Annotated in this window: 16 protein-coding genes and 1 pseudogene; 8 read left to right on the top strand and 9 right to left on the bottom strand. The window is 67.6% G+C overall.

Annotated elements, in window-relative coordinates; all coding sequences use genetic code 11:
* Nucleotides 1-5 precede the first annotated feature (5 nt).
* The 3 genes from AC5P6H_RS13860 to AC5P6H_RS13850 form a co-directional block, all read right to left on the bottom strand.
* Entirely contained in the window at nt 6-989 is a 984-nt protein-coding gene (locus AC5P6H_RS13860) for an aldo/keto reductase (RefSeq protein ID WP_495202774.1), read from the bottom strand.
* A 121-nt stretch (nt 990-1,110) separates the two neighbouring features.
* The gene (locus AC5P6H_RS13855) at nt 1,111-2,274 is read right to left on the bottom strand and encodes a PilT/PilU family type 4a pilus ATPase (protein ID WP_042358565.1); all 1,164 of its coding nucleotides are present in this window, start codon (nt 2,272-2,274) and stop codon (nt 1,111-1,113) included.
* Between the two features lie 78 nt (nt 2,275-2,352).
* The gene (locus tag AC5P6H_RS13850; RefSeq protein WP_004147099.1) at nt 2,353-3,390 is read right to left on the bottom strand and encodes a type IV pilus twitching motility protein PilT; all 1,038 of its coding nucleotides are present in this window, start codon (nt 3,388-3,390) and stop codon (nt 2,353-2,355) included.
* Nucleotides 3,391-3,477: 87 nt separating this feature from the next.
* On the opposite strand from AC5P6H_RS13850, the gene AC5P6H_RS13845 reads away from it, so the two are divergent.
* Together AC5P6H_RS13845 and proC are read left to right on the top strand one after the other, a co-directional pair.
* On the top strand, nt 3,478-4,155 hold the full coding sequence (locus tag AC5P6H_RS13845) for a YggS family pyridoxal phosphate-dependent enzyme (protein ID WP_032958502.1): 678 nt from the start codon (nt 3,478-3,480) through the stop codon (nt 4,153-4,155).
* A gap of 18 nt (nt 4,156-4,173) precedes the next feature.
* Nucleotides 4,174-4,995, top strand: a complete 822-nt coding sequence (gene proC, locus AC5P6H_RS13840) for a pyrroline-5-carboxylate reductase (RefSeq protein ID WP_014646216.1) — start codon at nt 4,174-4,176, stop codon at nt 4,993-4,995.
* Nucleotides 4,996-5,054: 59 nt separating this feature from the next.
* Here the strand turns inward: proC and AC5P6H_RS13835 are convergent, their stop codons facing one another.
* Nucleotides 5,055-5,930: a LysR family transcriptional regulator gene (locus tag AC5P6H_RS13835; protein WP_495202773.1), complete on the bottom strand. Its 876-nt coding sequence runs from the start codon at nt 5,928-5,930 to the stop codon at nt 5,055-5,057.
* A gap of 71 nt (nt 5,931-6,001) precedes the next feature.
* On the opposite strand from AC5P6H_RS13835, the pseudogene AC5P6H_RS13830 reads away from it, so the two are divergent.
* A pseudogene (locus tag AC5P6H_RS13830) lies at nt 6,002-6,631 on the top strand (short chain dehydrogenase); the annotation flags it as partial.
* Nucleotides 6,632-6,703: 72 nt separating this feature from the next.
* On the opposite strand, the gene soxR reads toward AC5P6H_RS13830, so the two are convergent.
* Entirely contained in the window at nt 6,704-7,138 is a 435-nt protein-coding gene (soxR, locus tag AC5P6H_RS13825) for a redox-sensitive transcriptional activator SoxR (RefSeq protein WP_021202603.1), read from the bottom strand.
* A 29-nt stretch (nt 7,139-7,167) separates the two neighbouring features.
* Between soxR and AC5P6H_RS13820 the strand changes: the two genes are divergently transcribed.
* Complete coding sequence (locus AC5P6H_RS13820; protein ID WP_197606074.1) at nt 7,168-8,589, top strand: MFS transporter; 1,422 nt, start codon at nt 7,168-7,170, stop codon at nt 8,587-8,589.
* An 87-nt stretch (nt 8,590-8,676) separates the two neighbouring features.
* Here the strand turns inward: AC5P6H_RS13820 and AC5P6H_RS13815 are convergent, their stop codons facing one another.
* Nucleotides 8,677-10,698, bottom strand: coding sequence for an esterase/lipase family protein (locus AC5P6H_RS13815; protein WP_495202772.1), 2,022 nt, complete (start codon nt 10,696-10,698; stop codon nt 8,677-8,679).
* Entirely contained in the window at nt 10,698-11,672 is a 975-nt protein-coding gene (locus AC5P6H_RS13810) for an Lnb N-terminal periplasmic domain-containing protein (protein ID WP_495202816.1), read from the bottom strand. Before AC5P6H_RS13810 ends, AC5P6H_RS13815 begins: the two co-directional genes overlap by 1 nt.
* Before the next feature lie 171 nt (nt 11,673-11,843).
* Between AC5P6H_RS13810 and AC5P6H_RS13805 the strand changes: the two genes are divergently transcribed.
* Nucleotides 11,844-12,248 carry a GFA family protein gene (locus AC5P6H_RS13805; protein WP_014646209.1) on the top strand — a complete coding sequence of 135 codons (405 nt, stop codon included), beginning with the start codon at nt 11,844-11,846 and terminating at the stop codon, nt 12,246-12,248.
* Nucleotides 12,249-12,526: 278 nt separating this feature from the next.
* Here the strand turns inward: AC5P6H_RS13805 and AC5P6H_RS13800 are convergent, their stop codons facing one another.
* The gene (locus AC5P6H_RS13800) at nt 12,527-14,044 is read right to left on the bottom strand and encodes an MFS transporter (protein ID WP_495202771.1); all 1,518 of its coding nucleotides are present in this window, start codon (nt 14,042-14,044) and stop codon (nt 12,527-12,529) included.
* 106 nt (nt 14,045-14,150) lie between these two features.
* Between AC5P6H_RS13800 and AC5P6H_RS13795 the strand changes: the two genes are divergently transcribed.
* On the top strand, nt 14,151-15,068 hold the full coding sequence (locus AC5P6H_RS13795; RefSeq protein WP_241887201.1) for a LysR family transcriptional regulator: 918 nt from the start codon (nt 14,151-14,153) through the stop codon (nt 15,066-15,068).
* Between the two features lie 49 nt (nt 15,069-15,117).
* On the opposite strand, the gene AC5P6H_RS13790 is transcribed toward AC5P6H_RS13795, so the two are convergent.
* Nucleotides 15,118-15,981 (bottom strand): DMT family transporter, encoded by an 864-nt coding sequence (locus AC5P6H_RS13790; protein ID WP_495202770.1) that lies wholly within the window; start codon nt 15,979-15,981, stop codon nt 15,118-15,120.
* A gap of 133 nt (nt 15,982-16,114) precedes the next feature.
* Here AC5P6H_RS13790 and AC5P6H_RS13785 point away from each other — a divergent pair, with 133 nt between their 5' ends.
* Together AC5P6H_RS13785 and AC5P6H_RS13780 are read left to right on the top strand one after the other, a co-directional pair.
* The gene (locus AC5P6H_RS13785; protein ID WP_495202769.1) at nt 16,115-17,494 is read left to right on the top strand and encodes an aminotransferase-like domain-containing protein; all 1,380 of its coding nucleotides are present in this window, start codon (nt 16,115-16,117) and stop codon (nt 17,492-17,494) included.
* A 98-nt stretch (nt 17,495-17,592) separates the two neighbouring features.
* Nucleotides 17,593-18,267 (top strand): class I SAM-dependent methyltransferase, encoded by a 675-nt coding sequence (locus tag AC5P6H_RS13780; protein ID WP_049441007.1) that lies wholly within the window; start codon nt 17,593-17,595, stop codon nt 18,265-18,267.
* The last annotated feature ends 1 nt before the right edge of the window (nt 18,268 follow it).

Raw genomic sequence — 18,268 nt, 5'->3', positions numbered from 1 at the left:
GGTGATCAGCCCTTGGCCTGGGCGGCACGCTGCGCGTTGTAGCGCTCGCCGACGATCGACACTTCGTCCAGCGCCTGTGCGATGCGTTGCAGCTGCTCCGGTGCCAGCTGCAGGTCGGCCGCGCCGAGGTTTTCTTCCAGGCGATGGATCTTGGTGGTGCCTGGGATCGGCACGATCCACGGCGCCTGTGCCAGCAGCCAGGCCAGCGCCACCTGCGCCGGCGTCGCGCCCCGTGCTGCGGCAATCGTACTGATGCGATCCACCAGCGCCTGGTTGGCGCGGCGCGCCTCCACTTCGAAACGCGGAACGCTGTTGCGGAAATCGTTGGCATCGAAGGTGGTGTCGGCGTTGATCGTGCCGGTGAGGAAGCCGCGGCCAAGCGGGCTGAATGGCACGAAGCCGATGCCCAGCTCCTGCAGCGTCGGCAACAACTCGCGCTCCGGTTCGCGCCACCACAGCGAGTACTCACTCTGCACGGCGGCAACCGGCTGCACCGCATGCGCGCGGCGCACGGTGGCAGCGCTCGCCTCGGACAGCCCGAAGTGGCCGACCTTGCCTTCGGCGATCAGGTCGCGCACGGTGCCAGCCACATCCTCGATCGGCACGTTCGGGTCGACGCGGTGCTGGTAGAACAGGTCGATATGGTCGGTGCGCAGGCGCTTGAGGCTGGCTTCGGCAACGGCACGGATATTCTCGGGGCGGCTGTCCAGGCCGTCATCGGTGCGCGCGCCCTTGAATCCGAACTTGGTGGCAATCACCAGCCTGTCGCGGTAGGGCGCCAGCGCCCGGCCGAGCAGGTCTTCGTTGGTGTACGGACCATACACCTCGGCGGTGTCGAAGAAGGTCACGCCGCGCTCGACGGCGGCCTGCAGCAGGGCGATGCCCTGGCCCTGCTCCACCGGCTGACCGTAGGCATGGGTCAGGCCCATGCAGCCCAGGCCGAGGGCGGAAACCTTCAGGCCACTGCGGCCCAGTTCGCGTGTCTGCATCGTCGTGCTCCAGAGGGGGAGTGATGACGATACGCCTGTCGTGGCGCTGGATTGAGCCAGCCCGGCCGCAGTCGGTCATGACCGGAATTCATCAATCCAGCCACGACCGATACCGGCCAGGTCAACGGATCTCCGAGATCTCCACGCCGTCCAGCCCCTGCGACAGGGTACGTGCGTCGCCGCCCTGGCTGAGCTTGATGCGCAGGCGCACCTCGTTCTGCGAATCGGCGTAGCGCAGCGCGTCCTCGTAGCTGATCTCGCCGGCCTGGTACAGCTCGAACAGGCTCTGGTCGAAGGTCTTCATGCCAAGCTGGACCGAGTCCTTCATCACTTCCTTCAGCTTGTGGATCTCGCCGTCGCGGATGTAGTCCTGCACCAGCGGCGTGCCCAGCAGGATCTCCATCGCCACCTTGCGCGAGCGGCCATCGGGCGATGGCACCAGCTGTTGCGCGACCACGCCCTTGAGATTCAGCGACAGGTCCATCAGCAGCTGGTTGCGGCGGTCTTCCGGGAAGAAGTTGACGATGCGGTCCATCGCCTGGTTGGCGTTGTTCGCATGCAGGGTGCACAGCACCAGGTGGCCGGTTTCGGCGAACGCGATGGCGTGATCCATGCCTTCGCGGGTACGCACCTCGCCGATCATGATCACGTCCGGCGCCTGGCGCAGGGTGTTCTTCAGCGCGGCTTCCCAGCTGTCGGTATCGATGCCGACTTCGCGCTGGGTGATGATGCAGCCCTCGTGCTTGTGCACGAACTCGATCGGGTCTTCGATGGTGATGATGTGGCCGGTCGAGTTCTGGTTGCGGTAACCGATCATCGCTGCCAGCGAGGTCGATTTACCGGTACCGGTGGCGCCGACGAACAGGATGATGCCGCGCTTGGTCATCGCCAGCGTCTTGATGATCGGCGGCAGGCTCAGTTCTTCCACGGTCGGAATGCGCGTCTCGATGCGACGCAGCACCATGCCGACCTGGTTGCGCTGGTAGAAGCAGCTGACGCGGAAGCGGCCGACGCCGGACAGGCCGATGGCGAAGTTGCATTCGTGCGTCTTCTCGAATTCCTCGCGCTGCGCCGGGGTCATCACGTTGAGGACCAGGTCGCGGCTCTGCTGCGGCGTGAGCGGGGTCTGGGTGATCGGCGAGATCTTGCCGTTGACCTTCATCGCCGGCGGCATGCCGGCCGTGATGAACAGGTCCGAGGCGCGCTGGTGCGCCATCAGCTTGAGGAACGAAGTGAAATCGATGGTGGTCGCGGTGCTGTTCACGGCGGGCTCCCAAGAGGGCATGTACCAGGAAACGGTCGGTGGAGGAAACGGCACGGAGACGGCGCCGCACTGGTGCACGCCGCCCGTGGTTGTCCCGCCTTACTCGAACAGGCGCTTGTCCTTGGCGTACTCGCGGGCCTGGTTGCGGGTGATCAGGCTGCGCTTGACCAGGTCCTGCAGGTGCTGGTCCAGGGTCATCATGCCGTACTGCTGGCCGGTCTGGATGGCCGAGTACATCTGCGCCACCTTGTCTTCGCGGATCAGGTTGCGGATGGCCGGGGTGCCGACCATGATTTCCCACGCTGCGGTACGACCGCCGCCAACCTTCTTCAGCAGCGCCTGCGAGATCACCGCACGCAGCGACTCGGACAGCATCGAACGCACCATCGGCTTTTCGCCGGCCGGGAACACGTCGATGATGCGGTCGATGGTCTTGGCCGCCGAGCTGGTGTGCAGGGTTCCGAACACCAGGTGGCCGGTTTCCGCGGCGGTCAGTGCCAGGCGGATGGTTTCCAGGTCGCGAAGTTCGCCCACCAGGATGATGTCCGGGTCCTCACGCAGTGCCGAGCGCAGCGCTTCGTTGAAGCCATGCGTATCGCGGTGCACTTCGCGCTGGTTGATCAGGCACTTCTGCGAGGTGTGCACGAATTCGATCGGATCCTCGACGGTGAGGATGTGGCCGTATTCGTTCTTGTTGATGTAGTCGATCATTGCCGCCAGCGTGGTCGACTTGCCCGAACCGGTGGGGCCGGTCACCAGGATCAGGCCCTGCGGCTGCTGGATCACCTCGCGGAACAGCGGCGGGCAGGCCAGGTCCTCGAGGGTGAGCACCTCGGACGGAATGGTACGGAACACCGCACCGGCGCCACGGTTCTGGTTGAACGCGTTCACACGGAAGCGCGCCAGCGACGGGATCTCGAAGGAGAAGTCCACTTCGAGGAATTCCTCGTAATCGCGGCGCTGCTTGTCGGACATGATGTCGTACACCAGCGCATGGACCTGCTTGTGGTCCAGGGCCGGGATGTTGATCCGGCGAACGTCGCCGTCCACGCGGATCATCGGCGGCAGGCCTGCGGACAGGTGCAGGTCGGACGCTTTGTTCTTTACGGAAAACGCCAGCAGTTCGGCGATATCCATGAGCGGCTACTCCCCAATAACGGCTTCGACTGGAAGGATCTTTCCCCGGGCGGCAGTATAGCCTCCTGATTCAACGGAACGCGTTACGTGGCCACTCCCCTGCCCCAGATCCTGAGCAACCTGCATGCCGCCGCCGAGGCGGCCGGCCGGCCCGATCCGCGCCTGCTGGCCGTTTCCAAGACCCAACCGGCCGAGGCCGTGGCTGCGCTGGCCGCGCAGGGCCAGCAGGCCTTCGGCGAGAACTATGTGCAGGAAGCGCTGGCCAAGATGCAGGCGCTGCAGCACCTGGCGCTGGAGTGGCACCTGATCGGCCACCTGCAGTCGAACAAGGCCGAGGCCGTGGCCACCCACTTCGATTGGGTGCAGAGCGTGGACCGGCCCAAGCTGGTGACGGCGCTGGCGCGCCATCGCCCGGCAGCGCGTGGTCCGCTGAATGTGCTGATCCAGGTCAACATCGACGATGAATCCAGCAAGCACGGCTGTGCGCCGGAGGATGTCGAGGTGCTGGCCGCTGCGATTGCCGCCGAGCCCACCCTGCGCCTGCGTGGCTTGATGGCGATTCCCGCGCCATGGCCCGAGGCGGAACGCCGTCGGGATGCGTTCGTGCGCATGCGCACACTTTTCCAGTCGCTGGCCGCCCAGCACGCGCAGGTCGACACGCTGTCGATGGGCATGAGCAGCGACTACGCCGACGCCATCGCCGAGGGCGCCACTTTGGTGCGCATCGGCACCGCCCTGTTCGGCGCGCGTCCTCGCCCGGCCTGATCTTGCAAGGAGAGTTTCATGACAGCTGATTCCATCACCTTCATCGGCGGCGGCAACATGGCGCGCAGCCTGATCGCCGGCCTGATCCGCCAGGGCGTGCCCGCCGCACACATCCACGTGGCCGAACCGGTTGCAGCACTGCGCGAGTCGCTGGCCACCGATTTCGGCGTGCAGGTGCACGACAATGCCGCCGATGCCGCCGCACAGGGCCGCACCTGGCTGCTGGCGGTGAAGCCACAGGTGCTGCGCGAGGTCTGCCAGTCGCTGCAGGCACTGGCCCAGGCAAGCCGGCCACTGGTGGTGTCGATCGCCGCCGGCATCACCAGCGCGCAGCTGGAACGCTGGCTGGGCGGCAACCTGCCGGTGGTGCGTGCAATGCCCAACACGCCGGCCCTGCTCGGCGCCGGCGTGACCGGCCTGTATGCCACGCCGTCGGTGGATGCACAGCAGCGCTCGCAGGCCGAACAGGTATTGGCCAGTGCTGGCCGTACCGTGTGGATCGAGCGCGAGGCGCTGATGGATTCGGTCACTGCCGTGTCCGGCAGCGGGCCGGCCTACGTGTTCCTGCTGGCCGAAGCGATGGAAGCGGCGGGCATTGCCCAGGGCCTGCCGGCCGACGCCGCGCGCACGCTGGTGGTGCAGACCCTGCTGGGCGCTTCGCGCATGCTCGATGAAGCCGGCGAAAGCCCGGCCGAGCTTCGCCGCCGTGTGACCTCGCCGAACGGCACCACCCAGGCCGCGATCGAGAGCTTCCAGGCCGGTGGTTTCGAAGTGCTGGTGGACAACGCGCTGCGTGCTGCGCAGGTGCGCGGGCAGGAATTGTCTGCGGCGAATGATTGATCCCGATGTGTGCCGACCAACGGTCGGCACCTACCATCATCCACGCATGGCGTGGATGCTCATTGCCCAAATGTGGCCATGACGAAATCCACGAAGCACTGCAGCCGCGGGCGCGGCCGTCGATCCGGCAGGTAGATCAGATGCATCGGTCGCGGTTCGGGCAGGTAGTCGCGCAGCAGCGGCTTCAGGCGCCCTGCTGCGATCTCCCCCGCCAACAGCGCGGTGGGCTGCAACACCAACCCGGCCCCGGCCACGGCGGCTTCGCGCAGCGCGAACCCGTCGTTGCAGGTCAGCCGCGCCTCCCAATCCACCTGTTCACCGTGGGCCAACTGCCAGCCATGGCCACCACGCCAGGCAAGATGGCTCAGGCAATCATGCCCCTGCAGGTCCGCCGGCGTGCGTGGCGTGCCGCGCCTGCGCAGGTAAGACGGCGCCGCGCACAGGCTCATCGCATACGGCGGCAGCGGCCGCGCCACCACCTCCTGCGATGGCAACGGCCCGACCCGGATCGCCACGTCGAAGCCGTCCTCGATCAGGTCCACACGGCGGTTGCTCAGATCCAGTTCGATGTTCAACTGCGGCTGCGCGAGCAGCAGGCCGGCCAGCTGCGGCGCCAGCACGCAGCTGCCCCAGGTGGTCGGCGCACTGACCCGCAGCAGGCCACGCGGCTGTACCTGCAGACCGGCCACATCGGCCTCGGCCTGCTGCACCTGCTCCAGCACTTGCCGGCATCCGGCCAGATAGGCGCTGCCGGCTTCGGTCAGGCGCTGGCGGCGGGTGTTCCGTTGCAGCAGCGCGGTACCCAGATGCGCCTCCAGCTGCTGGATGTACTTGCCCACCATCACCGCCGAGACCTGCAGCTGTTCGGCGGCGCCGGCGAAGCTGCCACGCTCGGCCACGGCAACGAAGGCCTGCATGCATCGAAGGGTATCCATTACTAATCCTTAGTTAGGAATCTGCGAATCATACGCCGCTTACCTAACCCCATTGTGAGGGCGCAGACTGCGCTCACTCCCTTACGCAAGGAACGGCCATGAAGATCCTCCTCGTTGGTGCCAGCGGCACCCTCGGCCAGGCAGTCGCCCGCCAGCTCGGCCAACAGCATCAGATTCTCGCCGCCGGCCGCAGCAGCGGCGAACTGCGCGTGGACCTGACCGATGACGCCAGCGTCGCCGAACTGTTCGCACGTACCGGCCCGGTCGATGCGGTGATTTCCACCGCCGGCAAGCTGCACTTCGGCCCGCTGCAGCAGATGACGCCGGCGCAGTTCAACCTCGGCCTGCAGGACAAATTGCTGGGCCAGGTGAGGCTGGCACTGGCCGCGCAGCATCATCTCAACAGCGGCGGCTCGATCACCCTGACCAGCGGCATCGTCAGCGCACAACCGATCCGCGACGGCGTCAACGCCACCTCGGTGAATGCCGCACTGGAAGGCTTCGTGCGCGCAGCCGCACTGGAGCTGCTGCCGCGCGGCCTGCGCATCAACGTGGTCAGCCCGAACGTACTGATCGAATCGATGGCCGCCTACGGCCCCTACTTCCCGGGCTTCGAGGCGGTAAGCGCACAGCGCGCGGCACTGGCCTTCCAGCGCGCGGTGGAAGGCATCCAGAGCGGCGAAACCATCACGGTCTGGTAAGAAAAAGGGGACGGAGGGGATTAAGTCGCAAGTGCACAAACGACATAATCCCCTCCGTCCCCTTTTTGTCGCTCACTCCCAGCGCATCGGGCCGTCGCCGCGCTCGCCGAGGACGTCGCCGGGATTGGCCAGGCGGCAGTGCTGCAGCGACAGGCAGCCACAACCGATGCAGCCGGTCAGTTCGTCGCGCAGCAGCTGCAGCATGTGGATGCGCTCTTCCAGCTCGGTGCGCCAGCGCGCGGACAGCCTGGCCCAATCCGCTTTGGTCGGTGCGCGTCCGTCAGGCAGGCTTTCGAAGGCACGGCCGACTGCTTCCAGCGGCATGCCCACCCGCTGCGCCACGCGGATCACCGCCAACCGGCGCAGCACGTCCCGGCTGTAACGACGTTGGTTGCCCGAGGTGCGCAGGCTGCTGATCAGCCCCTTGCGCTCGTAGAAATGCAGTGCGGAAACGGCCACGCCACTGCGCTGGGAGACCTCGCCAACGCTGAGTTCCTGGGATGCCATTGCTTGACCTCAACTACAGTTGAGGTGGCATGCTGCTACCTTCGCCGCCCGTTGACAAGCGCGGCCTGCACCTGACCCGTATGACCCCGACCCTCTCTCCCGCCGACACCCACCTGCCGGCTGACAGCTCGATCCTGTCCGCGCGCTACCGCGCCACGACCATCGGCATGGTCGCACTGGTCGCGCTGCACGCCTTCGAAGCACTGGCCGTCGCGGCCGCGATGCCCACCGTGGCCGAAGCACTCGATGGACTGCGCCTGTACGCACTGGCCTTTGGCGGCACCCTGGCCACCAGTGTGATCGGCATGACCCTGGCCGGGCGCTGGGCCGATCGCCACGGCCCCGCGCGGCCACTCTGGTACGGCCTGGGCTGCTTCGTGCTGGGCCTGCTGCTGGCCGGCTTTGCGACGCGCATGGGCATGCTGGTGGCCGGGCGCCTGATGCAGGGCCTGGGCGCGGGCGCGATTTCGGTCTCGCTGTACGTGATGGTCGGCCGCAGCTACCCCGAACACCTGCGACCGAAGGTGTTCGCGGCGTTCTCCGCAGGCTGGGTGGTGCCCTCGATGGTCGGCCCGGCGTTGAGTGGCCTGATGGTGCAGCACCTGGGCTGGCGCTGGGTATTCCTGGCAGTGCCACTGCTGGCGATACCGGCCGCACTGCTGCTGCGCCCGGCACTGGCGCGCATGCAACCTCCCGTTGCGGTCTGCAACGATGGCGAACGCAGCAACGTGGTGCGCTGGGCCTCTGGCGCCTCACTGGCCGCACTACTGCTCTACGTCGGCGGCCAGCAACAGGGCATGGCCGCCCTGCTCTGCATCGGCGTGGCGATGCTGGCGCTGCTGTTCTGCGTGCATCGGCTGCTGCCGGCCGGAACCCTGATCCTGCGCCGCGGCCTGCCCAGCGTGATCGCGTTGCGCGGCATTGCTGCAGCGGCGTTCTTCGCCTGCGAGGCCTATCTGCCCCTGCTGCTGCAGCGCGAACGCGGGCTCTCGCCCAGCTGGGCAGGCGCCGTGCTCAGCCTCGGTGCGCTGGGCTGGTTCGCCGGTTCATGGCTGCAGGGCCACCAGCAGCGTGGCTGGTCACGCCAGCAGCTGCTGCGCGTTGGCACGGTGATGATGACGTTCGGCATCGCCGCAACGCTGTCGGTGCTGTTCAACCCGATGCCGCTGCCGGTCGCGCTGGTCGGCTGGGCCGTGACCGGCTTCGGCATGGGCATGATCTACGCCAGCCTGTCGGTGCTGACCCTGTCGCTGTCAGCACCGCATGAGCAGGGTGCCAATACCTCGGCGCTGCAGCTGAGCGAGGCGTTGTCGGTGACCACCGCGCTGGCGGTGTCCGGCGCGTTGTTCGCCATGTTCGTGGAAAGCGCGCCGCATACCGGCTACCTGCTTTGCCTGGCCATCACCTTCGGTCTGGCGGTGCTGGCCGCAGTGGTCGCGCGGCGGGTGTAGCGCCGCCGGATTCCGGTAGTGCCGGCCGCTGGCCGGCAACCTCCGCGCACGCGGGAATCCGATGATGGCGACGGCCAGAGGCCGGCATTACCGTGTACCGGTCCCGACGTCATCGATATCCCGATGCAGGATGCGGCGCACTTCCAGCACGGCCTGCGGGGTCTCCTGCACGCTGTGGCCGGAAATGATCACCTTCTCCGACAGCGCGCCCGGCAGATGCGCGCTCCAGTACGGCACCAGCCCGTCATCGGACTTCTCCACCGGCAGCTCCGGCTTGCGCTGGGCGATGATCGAGTGGTACTTCAGGCCCGCTTCGATCGGCAGCTGTGCGGCGGCCTTCACGAACGGATCGCTGGCCTTGAGGTTGTCGATGCTGTTGGGAATCTTCGGCTTGGCGGTGCCGTCGACCTGCTGCTCGGCCTGTGCCAGCGCCATGAACACGTCCTCGAACTTGCCGAGAATGGTCAGCGGCAGGCGTACCAGGCGCCCGATCAGCCGCCCGACCTTGTTGCCGGCGATATCCGTGCCCTGGTGCGGCGCGGCGATGAAGATCGCGCGTTCCACGCTCGGCTGCGCCTTGAAATGCAGCAGTGGCCCCAGCTTGGCCTGCACCCGCTTCAGCCGCTCGCCCTTCAGGTCATAGTTGGCCAGCAGGTCATCCCACAGCACATCACCCGAGTCGCTCACCAGCAGCCGCGCGAGCACGCCGCCCATGCTGTGGCCGATATAGACCATGTCCTTCGATGCGCGTGTGCTGCCGTTGGGGTCGAAGTGCTTGAGCGTGTCATTGAACGCGTTGGCGATCTCGTAGCGGTTCAGCGCGATCGGTGCATTGGTCGGGTAGTAGACCTGCCACACCTGGAACTGCTGGCGCAGCTCAGGGTCGCCCATGATCTCGTTGGCCAGGTTCACCCAGGCTTCCGGGCTGCTGGCCAGGCCGTGCAGCATGAAGATGATGCGGCGGTTCGGGTCCCACGGCTGCATCAGGTAGATGTGCGGTTCGCCGATGCCCTCACTCATGCCGAACAGGGTGCGCAGTGACTGCCGGGCGAAGCCACTCTGCGCCAGCCACAGGCCGTAGGCAGCGGTGAAATTGCCGGCCAGCGGCACCTGTTCGCCGTGCAGGGTGATGCGTTCAGTGGCCTCCGGCGAATAGGCGTCCAGTTCAACCCGGCGCGTGCGCATCACGTCTTCCAGGCTGCTGCCTTCGAAACGCAGCAGCGCGGTGACGTTGATCGAGGACATCTCGCTGAATTCCGGCACCGAATCGTCATGCCGATGGCGGCGGCCACGGCGCTCGTCGTCAGCATCATCCGCCGCTGTTTCCGCCTTCGGCCCATCGCCCGCGATCACCGGCGCGACCAGCTTGGGCGGGTCCATCACCATCACCAGCTCGGCACCGAAGCCATCGCGGCGATAGGTGCTGCGCAGGCCGACGAAGCTGACCGTGCCGGCCGGCACCAGCTGCGCCGGAATGCTCTTCAGGTTCAACTGCTGATAGTTGGAGGCCAGCGACCAGCTGCCGACCGAGATCGGCTTCGTATAGTCCTCGCCGGCCAGTGCCGCTGCACGCGCGCGCACGAACAGCACCACCGCCGCCTTCTCGGCGGCGTAGTTGTAGTAGTCGCGCACCTGCGTCTGCCGGTCCTCGAAGGCGCGGTCGGACGGCGAGCGGCCGCTGTAGAACAGGTAGGCATAGGCATAGCGCGCGGCTTCCAGCCAGGCATCCAGCGCCGCATCGCTCATCGGCGGATCGCCGGCGGCGGTCTTCTTCGGCGTCAGCGCCAGTGCGGCCTTCACCCACAGTTCGGACAGCGCCGACAGCCGCTGCTCGACGTTGAGGTCATCGGTCATCAACAACGTGCTGCGGCAGACCAGGAAGTCCTTCTCGCACTGCGACTCATCCAGGCCCGCCGCGCTGAGCGTCTCGCGCGCGGCCGGGCTGAGCTTGCCGGTGTTGAGCACATCGGCGCGCTTGTTCACCAGCGAATCGCTGGACTTCACCTGCTTGACAGTCACCATCGCGCAGCCGCTGCTGCCCAGCAGCAGGAAGGCGGCGAACAACACCGGCAGCGCGCGCTGCCAGCGGATCAGGAAGAGTCGGGTCATTACTGCGGGTCCTGCTCGGTGCCGGGCACGCCCTGGCGGATCACGGTAGAGAAGTGGTCGCCGCTGCCCAGGTCCAGCGCACGCTGGGTGATGCGGCCCTTGTCATGCAGTTCGGCATAAGGCACGCCCGGCGTGAGCGCGCCGACCTCCTGAGCGTATTCGGCCAGGTAGCCGGACAGCAGCAGGCGGTAGTCCAGCGGCAGGCGCGGCGCGATGTGGCGGGCCAGATCGAAGACGATGGTGGTGCAGTTGCTGGTGAGCGTGTTGTAGAAGCCCGGCTTCGCATCCAGTTCGCGCGCCTGCGCGATGTACGCGGCGAACAGTTGCTTCAGTTGCGCCTGGTCCATGCCGTGCAGGCGGTACAGGTAGACATCCTCGCCACGCGCGTTGGTGCGGGTGCGGATGATGTCGGTCTCCTCCGCGGCCACCAGGGTCATCTCGAATTTGCGGAAGAAGCCGCCCAGCGCCGAGAACGATTCGCCGCGCTCCTTGCGGATCTCCAGCGAGAACACCACGTGGCGCCCATCCTCGAAACCGAACGAGATCAGGGTGTGGGCGATCGCCGGGCCCATCCAGTACGACAGCACCAGATCGGCCGAGCGGAGTTGGTCCAGGTCGTACGCGCGGCGCACCCAGTGCGCGTCGTGGTCGGTCTCGCTGCGCCAGGTGAAATCACGCACGTTGTCGAGCACCACGTGGCGCCCGTCGAAGGACACCACGTGCAGGCGCTGGGCCACGTCATCGGCCCAGACGCGGTCCTGGCGCGGGGTGAGCAGCAGCCACCACAGGCCGGCCAGCGCCAGCGACGCGCCGAACGCCATGCCCAGGCGACGATGGCCACGGCCACGCGCGACCTGCCACGACGCCCACAGCGCAACCAGCAGCCACAGCACCGCAATGCCATTGGCCAGCCAGCCCGGCCCCGGCATCTGATAGGCCAGCAGCCCGGTCACCCACAACGCTGCCAGCGCCATGGCACTTCCTGTCATCCAACGTCCTGCGGCTCTCACTGGCATCCTGTCGCGGTCCCGAAGCCGCATAGTTAGCCACAAGCGGGTTCACCGTGGCATCTACGGCCCGTTCAGGGACCGCGGCGCACCGTCTGCGGCGGTCCATGCGGCCAGGTTCACCTCACAGGAGCAACGATGGGCATCACTTCCGTGGCCGGCGTTCCGGTCCAACCCCAGCACCGCGCCACCTGCCACTGCGGCACGGTCGAGCTGTTGCTGGACCTCCCGGACGGCATCGTCGACCCGCGCCGCTGCGACTGCTCGATGTGCCGGCGCCGGGGTGCCATCGCCGCCAGCGTCCCCCGCCAGGGCCTGCAGGTGGTGCGCGGGCAGCATCACCTGCAGAAGTACCAGTTCAACACCCATGTGGCCGAGCACTACTTCTGCGGGGTGTGCGGCATCTACACCCATCACCGGCGCCGCTCCAACCCCGACCAGTACGGCTACAACGTGGCCTGCCTGGAGGGCATCGACCCGTTCGCGCTGGGGGTGATCCCGGTCAGCGACGGGGTCAACCACCCATCAGACCGCACCGGCTAGTGGCGCGTGCGCCGCGGTGGCGTGGCCACCTTCTGCCAGGGCGCCATGCCGCTGCGCCCGGCCCGCGCCGGGCGTTTCAGCCAGGGCCGGCGTGACGGTGCCTGTGGCGCGTCCTCGACCGGGGGAGGAAGGGGTCGACGGCTGGGCCAAAGATGGTCGAGCAGCCACATGGCGGGTCTCCGTGGGGGACGGGGACGATCAACACTAGGCCCGGGTGGGCATAGGCGGCGTGAGCGGGACACGACAGCGGGATGACGGCGGAGGCGGCGATGAGCCTGCTACACCATGTCCCCGACCAAGGCACCTGTGCGTTTCCGCAGCAACAGGCGCAACACGGCGGCACAGGCGGCGGTCAGCAGCGCCAGTACACGCAGCAGTGTCGCCAGCGCCTCACTACTGGCGTGCTGCAGCTGCATGCGGCTCATCGTCGGTAGCAGTGCCTGCGCCTGTTCCCGCGCCCCCGTGGCCAGATAGGCACCGGCACGCACCAGCGGTGCCGGCGACGCGCCCTGCAGCTGATGGCCGATCAGCAGCGCAAGCAAGGCAGTGACTGCGGCCAACGCGATGCCTTCGCCGGCCACCCGCACGGTTCCGAATATGCCTGCGGCCATGCCGGCACGTTGCACCGGTACCACGCTCACCGACAGTCCATCCATCAGCCCCCACGGCAAAGCCGTGCCTGCGCCGACCAGCATCAGCAGCGGCACCCACTGCGCGGGCGACGGGTGCGACGCCTGCCGCGACAACAGGTACAGGCCGGCGGCGCACACCAGCAGACCCAGCGTGCACAACCGCGCACTTCCCACGCGCTCCGCCCAACGCGCGGCCAGCATCGGAAGGACCAGCATCGGCGCGGACAGCGCCAGCATCTGCAGTCCCACCAGCGTCGCGCTCTGGCCATGCACGCCCAGCAGTTGCAGAGGTAACGCGACCAGCAGCACCACGTAGCCGAAGCAGGTCGCCACCGGCAGCAGCTGGACACCGAGGAACGCCGGTTGTGAGAACAGTGAGAGGTCCAGCAACGGTGAGGGGTGCCGCCGTTCGATGAAGACGAACACCCCGCCCAACAGCAGCGTCACCAGCAGCGCCAGCCGCACGCGCGCGGCATGCAGGCCGAACTCGCCCAGCCACAGCAGCGCCAGGGTCAACGCCGCCAGCGTCAGGCTGAAACTCAGCATGCCGCCGATATCCAGCGGTCGGCGCTCGCCATGACTTTCAGGCAACGCGCGTGCCCCCAGGCCGAAGGCCACCAACGTGAGCACACCGCCCGCGGCGAACACGCTGCGCCATCCCAATGTCTGCAGCAGCAGGCCCGCGAGCAAGGGCCCCAACGCCAGCCCCATGCCGAACGTGGTGCCCAGCAGGGCGAAGACACGGGCACGCGCCGGCCCCTGCCAGGCCTGTGCCAGCAGCGCCGTGCCGGATGCCAGCGCCGCCGCCGCGGCAACGCCCTGCAACCCGCGCGCCAGATCCAGCCATAGCAGCGTGCGAGCAAGGCAGACGGCGGCGGTGGCGGTGGTGAAGCCCGCCGTGCCCAGCAGGAACAGCCGCCGACGGCCATATCGATCGGCCAAGCCGCCCGCAGCGAGCAACAGACTGCCGAAGGTGAGCATGAAGGCGTTGGTCACCCAGGCCAGCGCGGTGGGCGATGCCGCCGCGGAACGGGCCAGCGCCGGCACCGCGACTGCACCGGCAGAGAAGGACAACGGCAACGCCAGCGCGGCCAGGCAGACCGCAAGCAGCGCCCAGCGCTGCTGCGCGCGGACAGGTACAGGGAGCATCGAATCCGGGGCCATGCGGGCCTCCATCCATCAGGGGCATTGATGATGGACAGGCCGCTATTCCAGAAAAACAGGCTCGGTGGATGTTGATTGCGGCCAGATGTTCCGCAATCATCCAAGCATGGACTCCATCTCCGCCCTGCTCGCCTTCGTCCGCACCGCGGAGGCCGGCAGCATTGTCGGTGCCGCCCGCGTACTCGGCCTGTCAGCCTCGGCCGTCGGCAAGCGCATCGCCCGGCTTGAACAGGAACTCGGCACGCGCCTGTTCCAGCGCACCACCCGCCGCGTGCATCTCACCGACGAAGGCGAACTGCTGCTGCAGCGCTGCCGGCGTGCACTGGACGAGCTTTCCGAAGCACAGGCGGACCTGGCGCAGCGACAGCACGCCCCCAGCGGGCTGCTGCGCATCGGCCTGCCCACCATCGGCTACCGCTTCCTGCTGCCGGTGCTGCCCGGCTTCCAGCAACGCTATCCGCAGGTGCAGCTGGAACTGGACTTCAACGACCGCATCGTCGATGTGGTCAGCGAAGGCCTGGATGCGGTGATACGCAGTGGCGAACTGGCTGATTCCAGCCTGACCGCACGGCGACTGGGGGGTTTTCGTTTCATCCTCTGTGCGGCGCCGGGCTATCTGCAGATGCATGGAACGCCCGGCGATGTGGGCGACCTGCGCATGCATACCGCGCTGCGCTTCCGTTACCCCACCACGGGAAAGCTGCATCCGTGGCAGCTGCCGGGCATCGAAGGCGACGCCGGGGCGCGCCTTCCCACGGCGATGACCTGCAACAACATGGAAGCCGTGCTGGCCGCTGCGATCGGATGCATGGGCCTGGCCTGGATGCCTGACTTCCTCGCCGCTGACGCGCTGGCCGATGGCCGCCTGCAACAGGTGCTGCCCACACTGCCCACGCACCAGGGGCAGTTCTCGCTGCTGTGGCCCGGCGGGCGCCATCCCAGTGCACGCCTGCGGGTGTTCATCGACTACGCCGTTGCGCACCTTTTCCGCCCGGAAAAGGGGACGGAGGGGATTAAGTCGTAATTGGTCCTGCTGTGCCTGAAACGACTTAATCCCCTCCGTCCCCTTTTTCCTAGCGGCTGAAGCGGCGCGCGCCGGCGACGCAGATCACCGCGACCAGAGTCACCAGCACCATGCTGAGGCTGACCGACTCGTGCAGCAGCAGCGCGGCCAGGGCCAGGCCGAAGAACGGCTGCAGCAGCTGCAGCTGGCCGACGGCAGCGATGCCGCCCTGGGCCAGCCCGCGGTACCAGAACAGGAAGCCGATCAGCATGCTGAACACTGCCACGTAGCCCAGTGCCCACCACGCCGAGGCACCGACCGCAGTGAACGAGGCCGGGCGCATCAGCACCGTCAGCGGCAGCATCACCGGCAACGCCAGCAGCAGTGCCCAGCTGATCACCTGCCAGCCGCCCAGATGACGGGCGAGCCGACCACCTTCCGCGTAGCCCAGCCCGCACACCACGATCGCCGCCAGCATCAGCAGGTCGGCCTGCAACGAGGCTTCGATTCCGTTGCGCGCGGCATAGCCGACCACGCAGGCACTGCCCAGCAACGAGAACAGCCAGAACGCCGGGCGCGGCCGATCGCCACCGCGCAGCACGCCGAACACCGCTGTACTCAACGGCAGCAGGCCAAGGAACACGATGGTGTGCGCCGACGACGCGTGACGCAGCGCGAGCGCGGTCAGCAGCGGGAAGCCGACCACAACGCCGAGGCTGACCACCACCAGCCCCGGCAGGTCGCCGCGCCGCGGCCATGGCTGGCGCAGCAGAAGCAGCAGCCCCAGACCGAGCACCGCGGCGATGGTGGCGCGTGCAGCGGTGACGAACCCGGCATCCAGCTGCAGCACCGCCAGGCGGGTGGCCGGCAATGAGCCGGCGAAGATCACCACACCGATGAAGCCATTGATCCAACCACTCGCCGGCCGTTCCACGCCTGTACTCCTGAAGGTGCCGGACGATGCCCGGCTGCACCTGTATGGAAGCATCCGGCGCGGAACGACCCCAGCTACAATCCAGTACAGCCGCAAGTAACTGTACTGCCCACACTTCCACTACGGTTCCACCATGCCGCGCCCGCTCACCCGCATCGAATCGGTCATCCAGACCGTCAGCACCCGCATCAGTGCACGGGTGGATGGCCCCGGCTCCCGCCTGCCTTCGGTACGTGCGCAGGCGGCGACCATGGGGGTTTCAGTCTCCACCGTGGTCGAGGCCTACGAGCGCCTGGCGGCCGAAGGCCTGATCAGTGCGCGCGCAGGCTCGGGCTTCTACGTCAGTGGCCCGGCCGCACCGCTGGCGCTGGCTGAAATGGAGCCGCGGCTGGATCGCGCGGTGGATCCGCTGTGGGTATCACGGCAATCGCTGGAAACGCCCGCGGGCGATCTCAAGCCAGGGTGCGGCTGGATGCCCAGTGACTGGCTGTATCACGATGGCGTGCGCCGCGGCCTGCGCCGGCTGTCGCGTGCCGATGCCATGCAACTGGTGGACTACGCCGGTCCGCTCGGGCTGCCCGCGTTGCGCCAGCTGCTGCAAAGGCGCAGCGCCACGCTTGGCATCGATGCACCGATGGAGCAGATCCTGCTGACCGAATCCGGTACGCACGCGGTCGATCTGCTCTGCCGTTTCCTGCTCAAGCCCGGCGACTGCGTGCTGGTCGATGACCCGAGCTACTTCAATTACCACGCGCTGCTCAAGGCGCACCAGGTGCAGGCCATCGGCGTGCCGTACACGCACAGCGGCCCGGACCTGGAGGCGTTCGCGCAAGCCCTGCAGGCGCATTCGCCGCGGCTGTACATCACCAATTCCGGCCTGCACAACCCGACCGGCGCGGTGCTTTCGGCCAACACCGCGCACCGCCTGCTGGGCCTGGCCGAACGCAGCGAGTTGATCATCGTCGAGGACGACATCTTCGCCGACTTCGAACTGCAGCCGGCACCGCGGCTGGCCGCGCTCGATGGACTGTCACGGGTGATCCACGTCGGCAGTTTCTCCAAGACGCTGTCGGCAGCGTCGCGCTGCGGCTACATCGCTGCGCGCCACGACTGGATAGAAGCACTGACCGACCTGAAGCTGGCGACCAGCTTTGGCGGCGGCCATCTGGCCGCGCAGTTGATGCACATCGCGCTGACCGATAGCGGTTACCGCCGCCACATGCAGTCGATACGTTCGCGCCTGGCCGATGCACGCCGGCACACACTGCGGAAACTGCAGGCGCTGGGCATCACGCCATGGCTGCAGCCGGAAGCCGGCCTGTTCCTGTGGTGCCAGCTGCCCGACGGCCGCGACGCCGCCGCACTGGCGCGGCAATGCCTGCGCGAGGGCATCGTGCTGGCGCCGGGCAACGCGTTCAGCCAGTCGCAGCGCGCGGCCGACTATCTGCGCTTCAACGTCTCGCAGTGCCAGGACCCGAGGATCTGGCAGGTGCTGGCGCGGGCGTTGCGCTGAGCTGGATGCAAGCCGGTCAGCGCAGGCAGGAGCGACCCGCGGCAAAGGCACTTGCATGCCACGGTACAGTGGTATGTCCCTGTTGCAGGAATGCACGCATGTCTTCGTTCTCCGATCCGCAGGCCGTTGCCCGCTATGCCGAGGGCCCGCTGCGCCAAGTGCCGGGCTTCCTCGCGTTGCAGCAGATGAGTCGCCTGTTGCTGGCCGAACACGTTCCTGCGCAGGGCCGCGTGCTGGTGCTGGGCGCCGGTGGCGGGCTGGAGCTGAAGGCATTTGCCGAGGCGCAGCCGGGCTGGCAGCTGCTGGGCGTGGACCCGGCTGCACCGATGCTGGCCCTGGCCGAACAGACACTGGGCCCGCTGATGTCGCGCGTGCAGTTGCTGGAAGGCTACATCGACGATGCCCCCGACGTGCGCTTCGATGGTGCCAGCTGCCTGCTGACCCTGCACTTCCTCGACGGCGCGCAGCGCCTGCACACGCTGCGGGAGCTGCACAGGCGCCTGCAGCCCGGTGCGCCGCTGGTGGTGGCCCACCACAGCGTGCCGCAGGATCCGGCCGGCAAGCTGCGCTGGTTGCAGCGCTACGCCGCGTTCGCCGAAGCCTCCGGCGTTGCCCACGCCGATGCACAGCGCGCGATCGACGCCATTGCCGAGCGGCTGCCGCTGCTGGCCCCCGAACAGGAAGTGACGCTGCTGCAGGAGGCCGGCTTCGACGATGTGGAGCTGTTCTATGCGGGCTTCAGCTTCAAGGGCTGGGTGGCGTACGCCGGCTGAT

Source organism: Stenotrophomonas sp. YJH_SMC_110 (assembly GCF_059369255.1).
The sequence above is the reverse complement of the archived record's forward strand: the minus strand, read 5'-3'. Positions and strand labels throughout refer to the sequence as shown.

Coding starts and splice junctions, on each gene's coding strand:
- AC5P6H_RS13860 (WP_495202774.1), bottom strand. CDS start 989: ATGCAGACACGCGAACTGGGCCGCAGTGGCCTGAAGGTTTCCGCCCTC.
- AC5P6H_RS13820 (WP_197606074.1), top strand. CDS start 7,168: ATGCTGCTACCTTCGCCGCCCGTTGACAAGCGCGGCCTGCACCTGACC.
- AC5P6H_RS13780 (WP_049441007.1), top strand. CDS start 17,593: ATGTCTTCGTTCTCCGATCCGCAGGCCGTTGCCCGCTATGCCGAGGGC.
- AC5P6H_RS13800 (WP_495202771.1), bottom strand. CDS start 14,044: ATGGCCCCGGATTCGATGCTCCCTGTACCTGTCCGCGCGCAGCAGCGC.
- AC5P6H_RS13785 (WP_495202769.1), top strand. CDS start 16,115: ATGCCGCGCCCGCTCACCCGCATCGAATCGGTCATCCAGACCGTCAGC.
- AC5P6H_RS13810 (WP_495202816.1), bottom strand. CDS start 11,672: ATGGCGCTGGCAGCGTTGTGGGTGACCGGGCTGCTGGCCTATCAGATG.
- proC (WP_014646216.1), top strand. CDS start 4,174: ATGACAGCTGATTCCATCACCTTCATCGGCGGCGGCAACATGGCGCGC.
- AC5P6H_RS13795 (WP_241887201.1), top strand. CDS start 14,151: ATGGACTCCATCTCCGCCCTGCTCGCCTTCGTCCGCACCGCGGAGGCC.
- soxR (WP_021202603.1), bottom strand. CDS start 7,138: ATGGCATCCCAGGAACTCAGCGTTGGCGAGGTCTCCCAGCGCAGTGGC.
- AC5P6H_RS13815 (WP_495202772.1), bottom strand. CDS start 10,698: ATGACCCGACTCTTCCTGATCCGCTGGCAGCGCGCGCTGCCGGTGTTG.
- AC5P6H_RS13850 (WP_004147099.1), bottom strand. CDS start 3,390: ATGGATATCGCCGAACTGCTGGCGTTTTCCGTAAAGAACAAAGCGTCC.
- AC5P6H_RS13805 (WP_014646209.1), top strand. CDS start 11,844: ATGGGCATCACTTCCGTGGCCGGCGTTCCGGTCCAACCCCAGCACCGC.
- AC5P6H_RS13855 (WP_042358565.1), bottom strand. CDS start 2,274: ATGCCCTCTTGGGAGCCCGCCGTGAACAGCACCGCGACCACCATCGAT.
- AC5P6H_RS13835 (WP_495202773.1), bottom strand. CDS start 5,930: ATGGATACCCTTCGATGCATGCAGGCCTTCGTTGCCGTGGCCGAGCGT.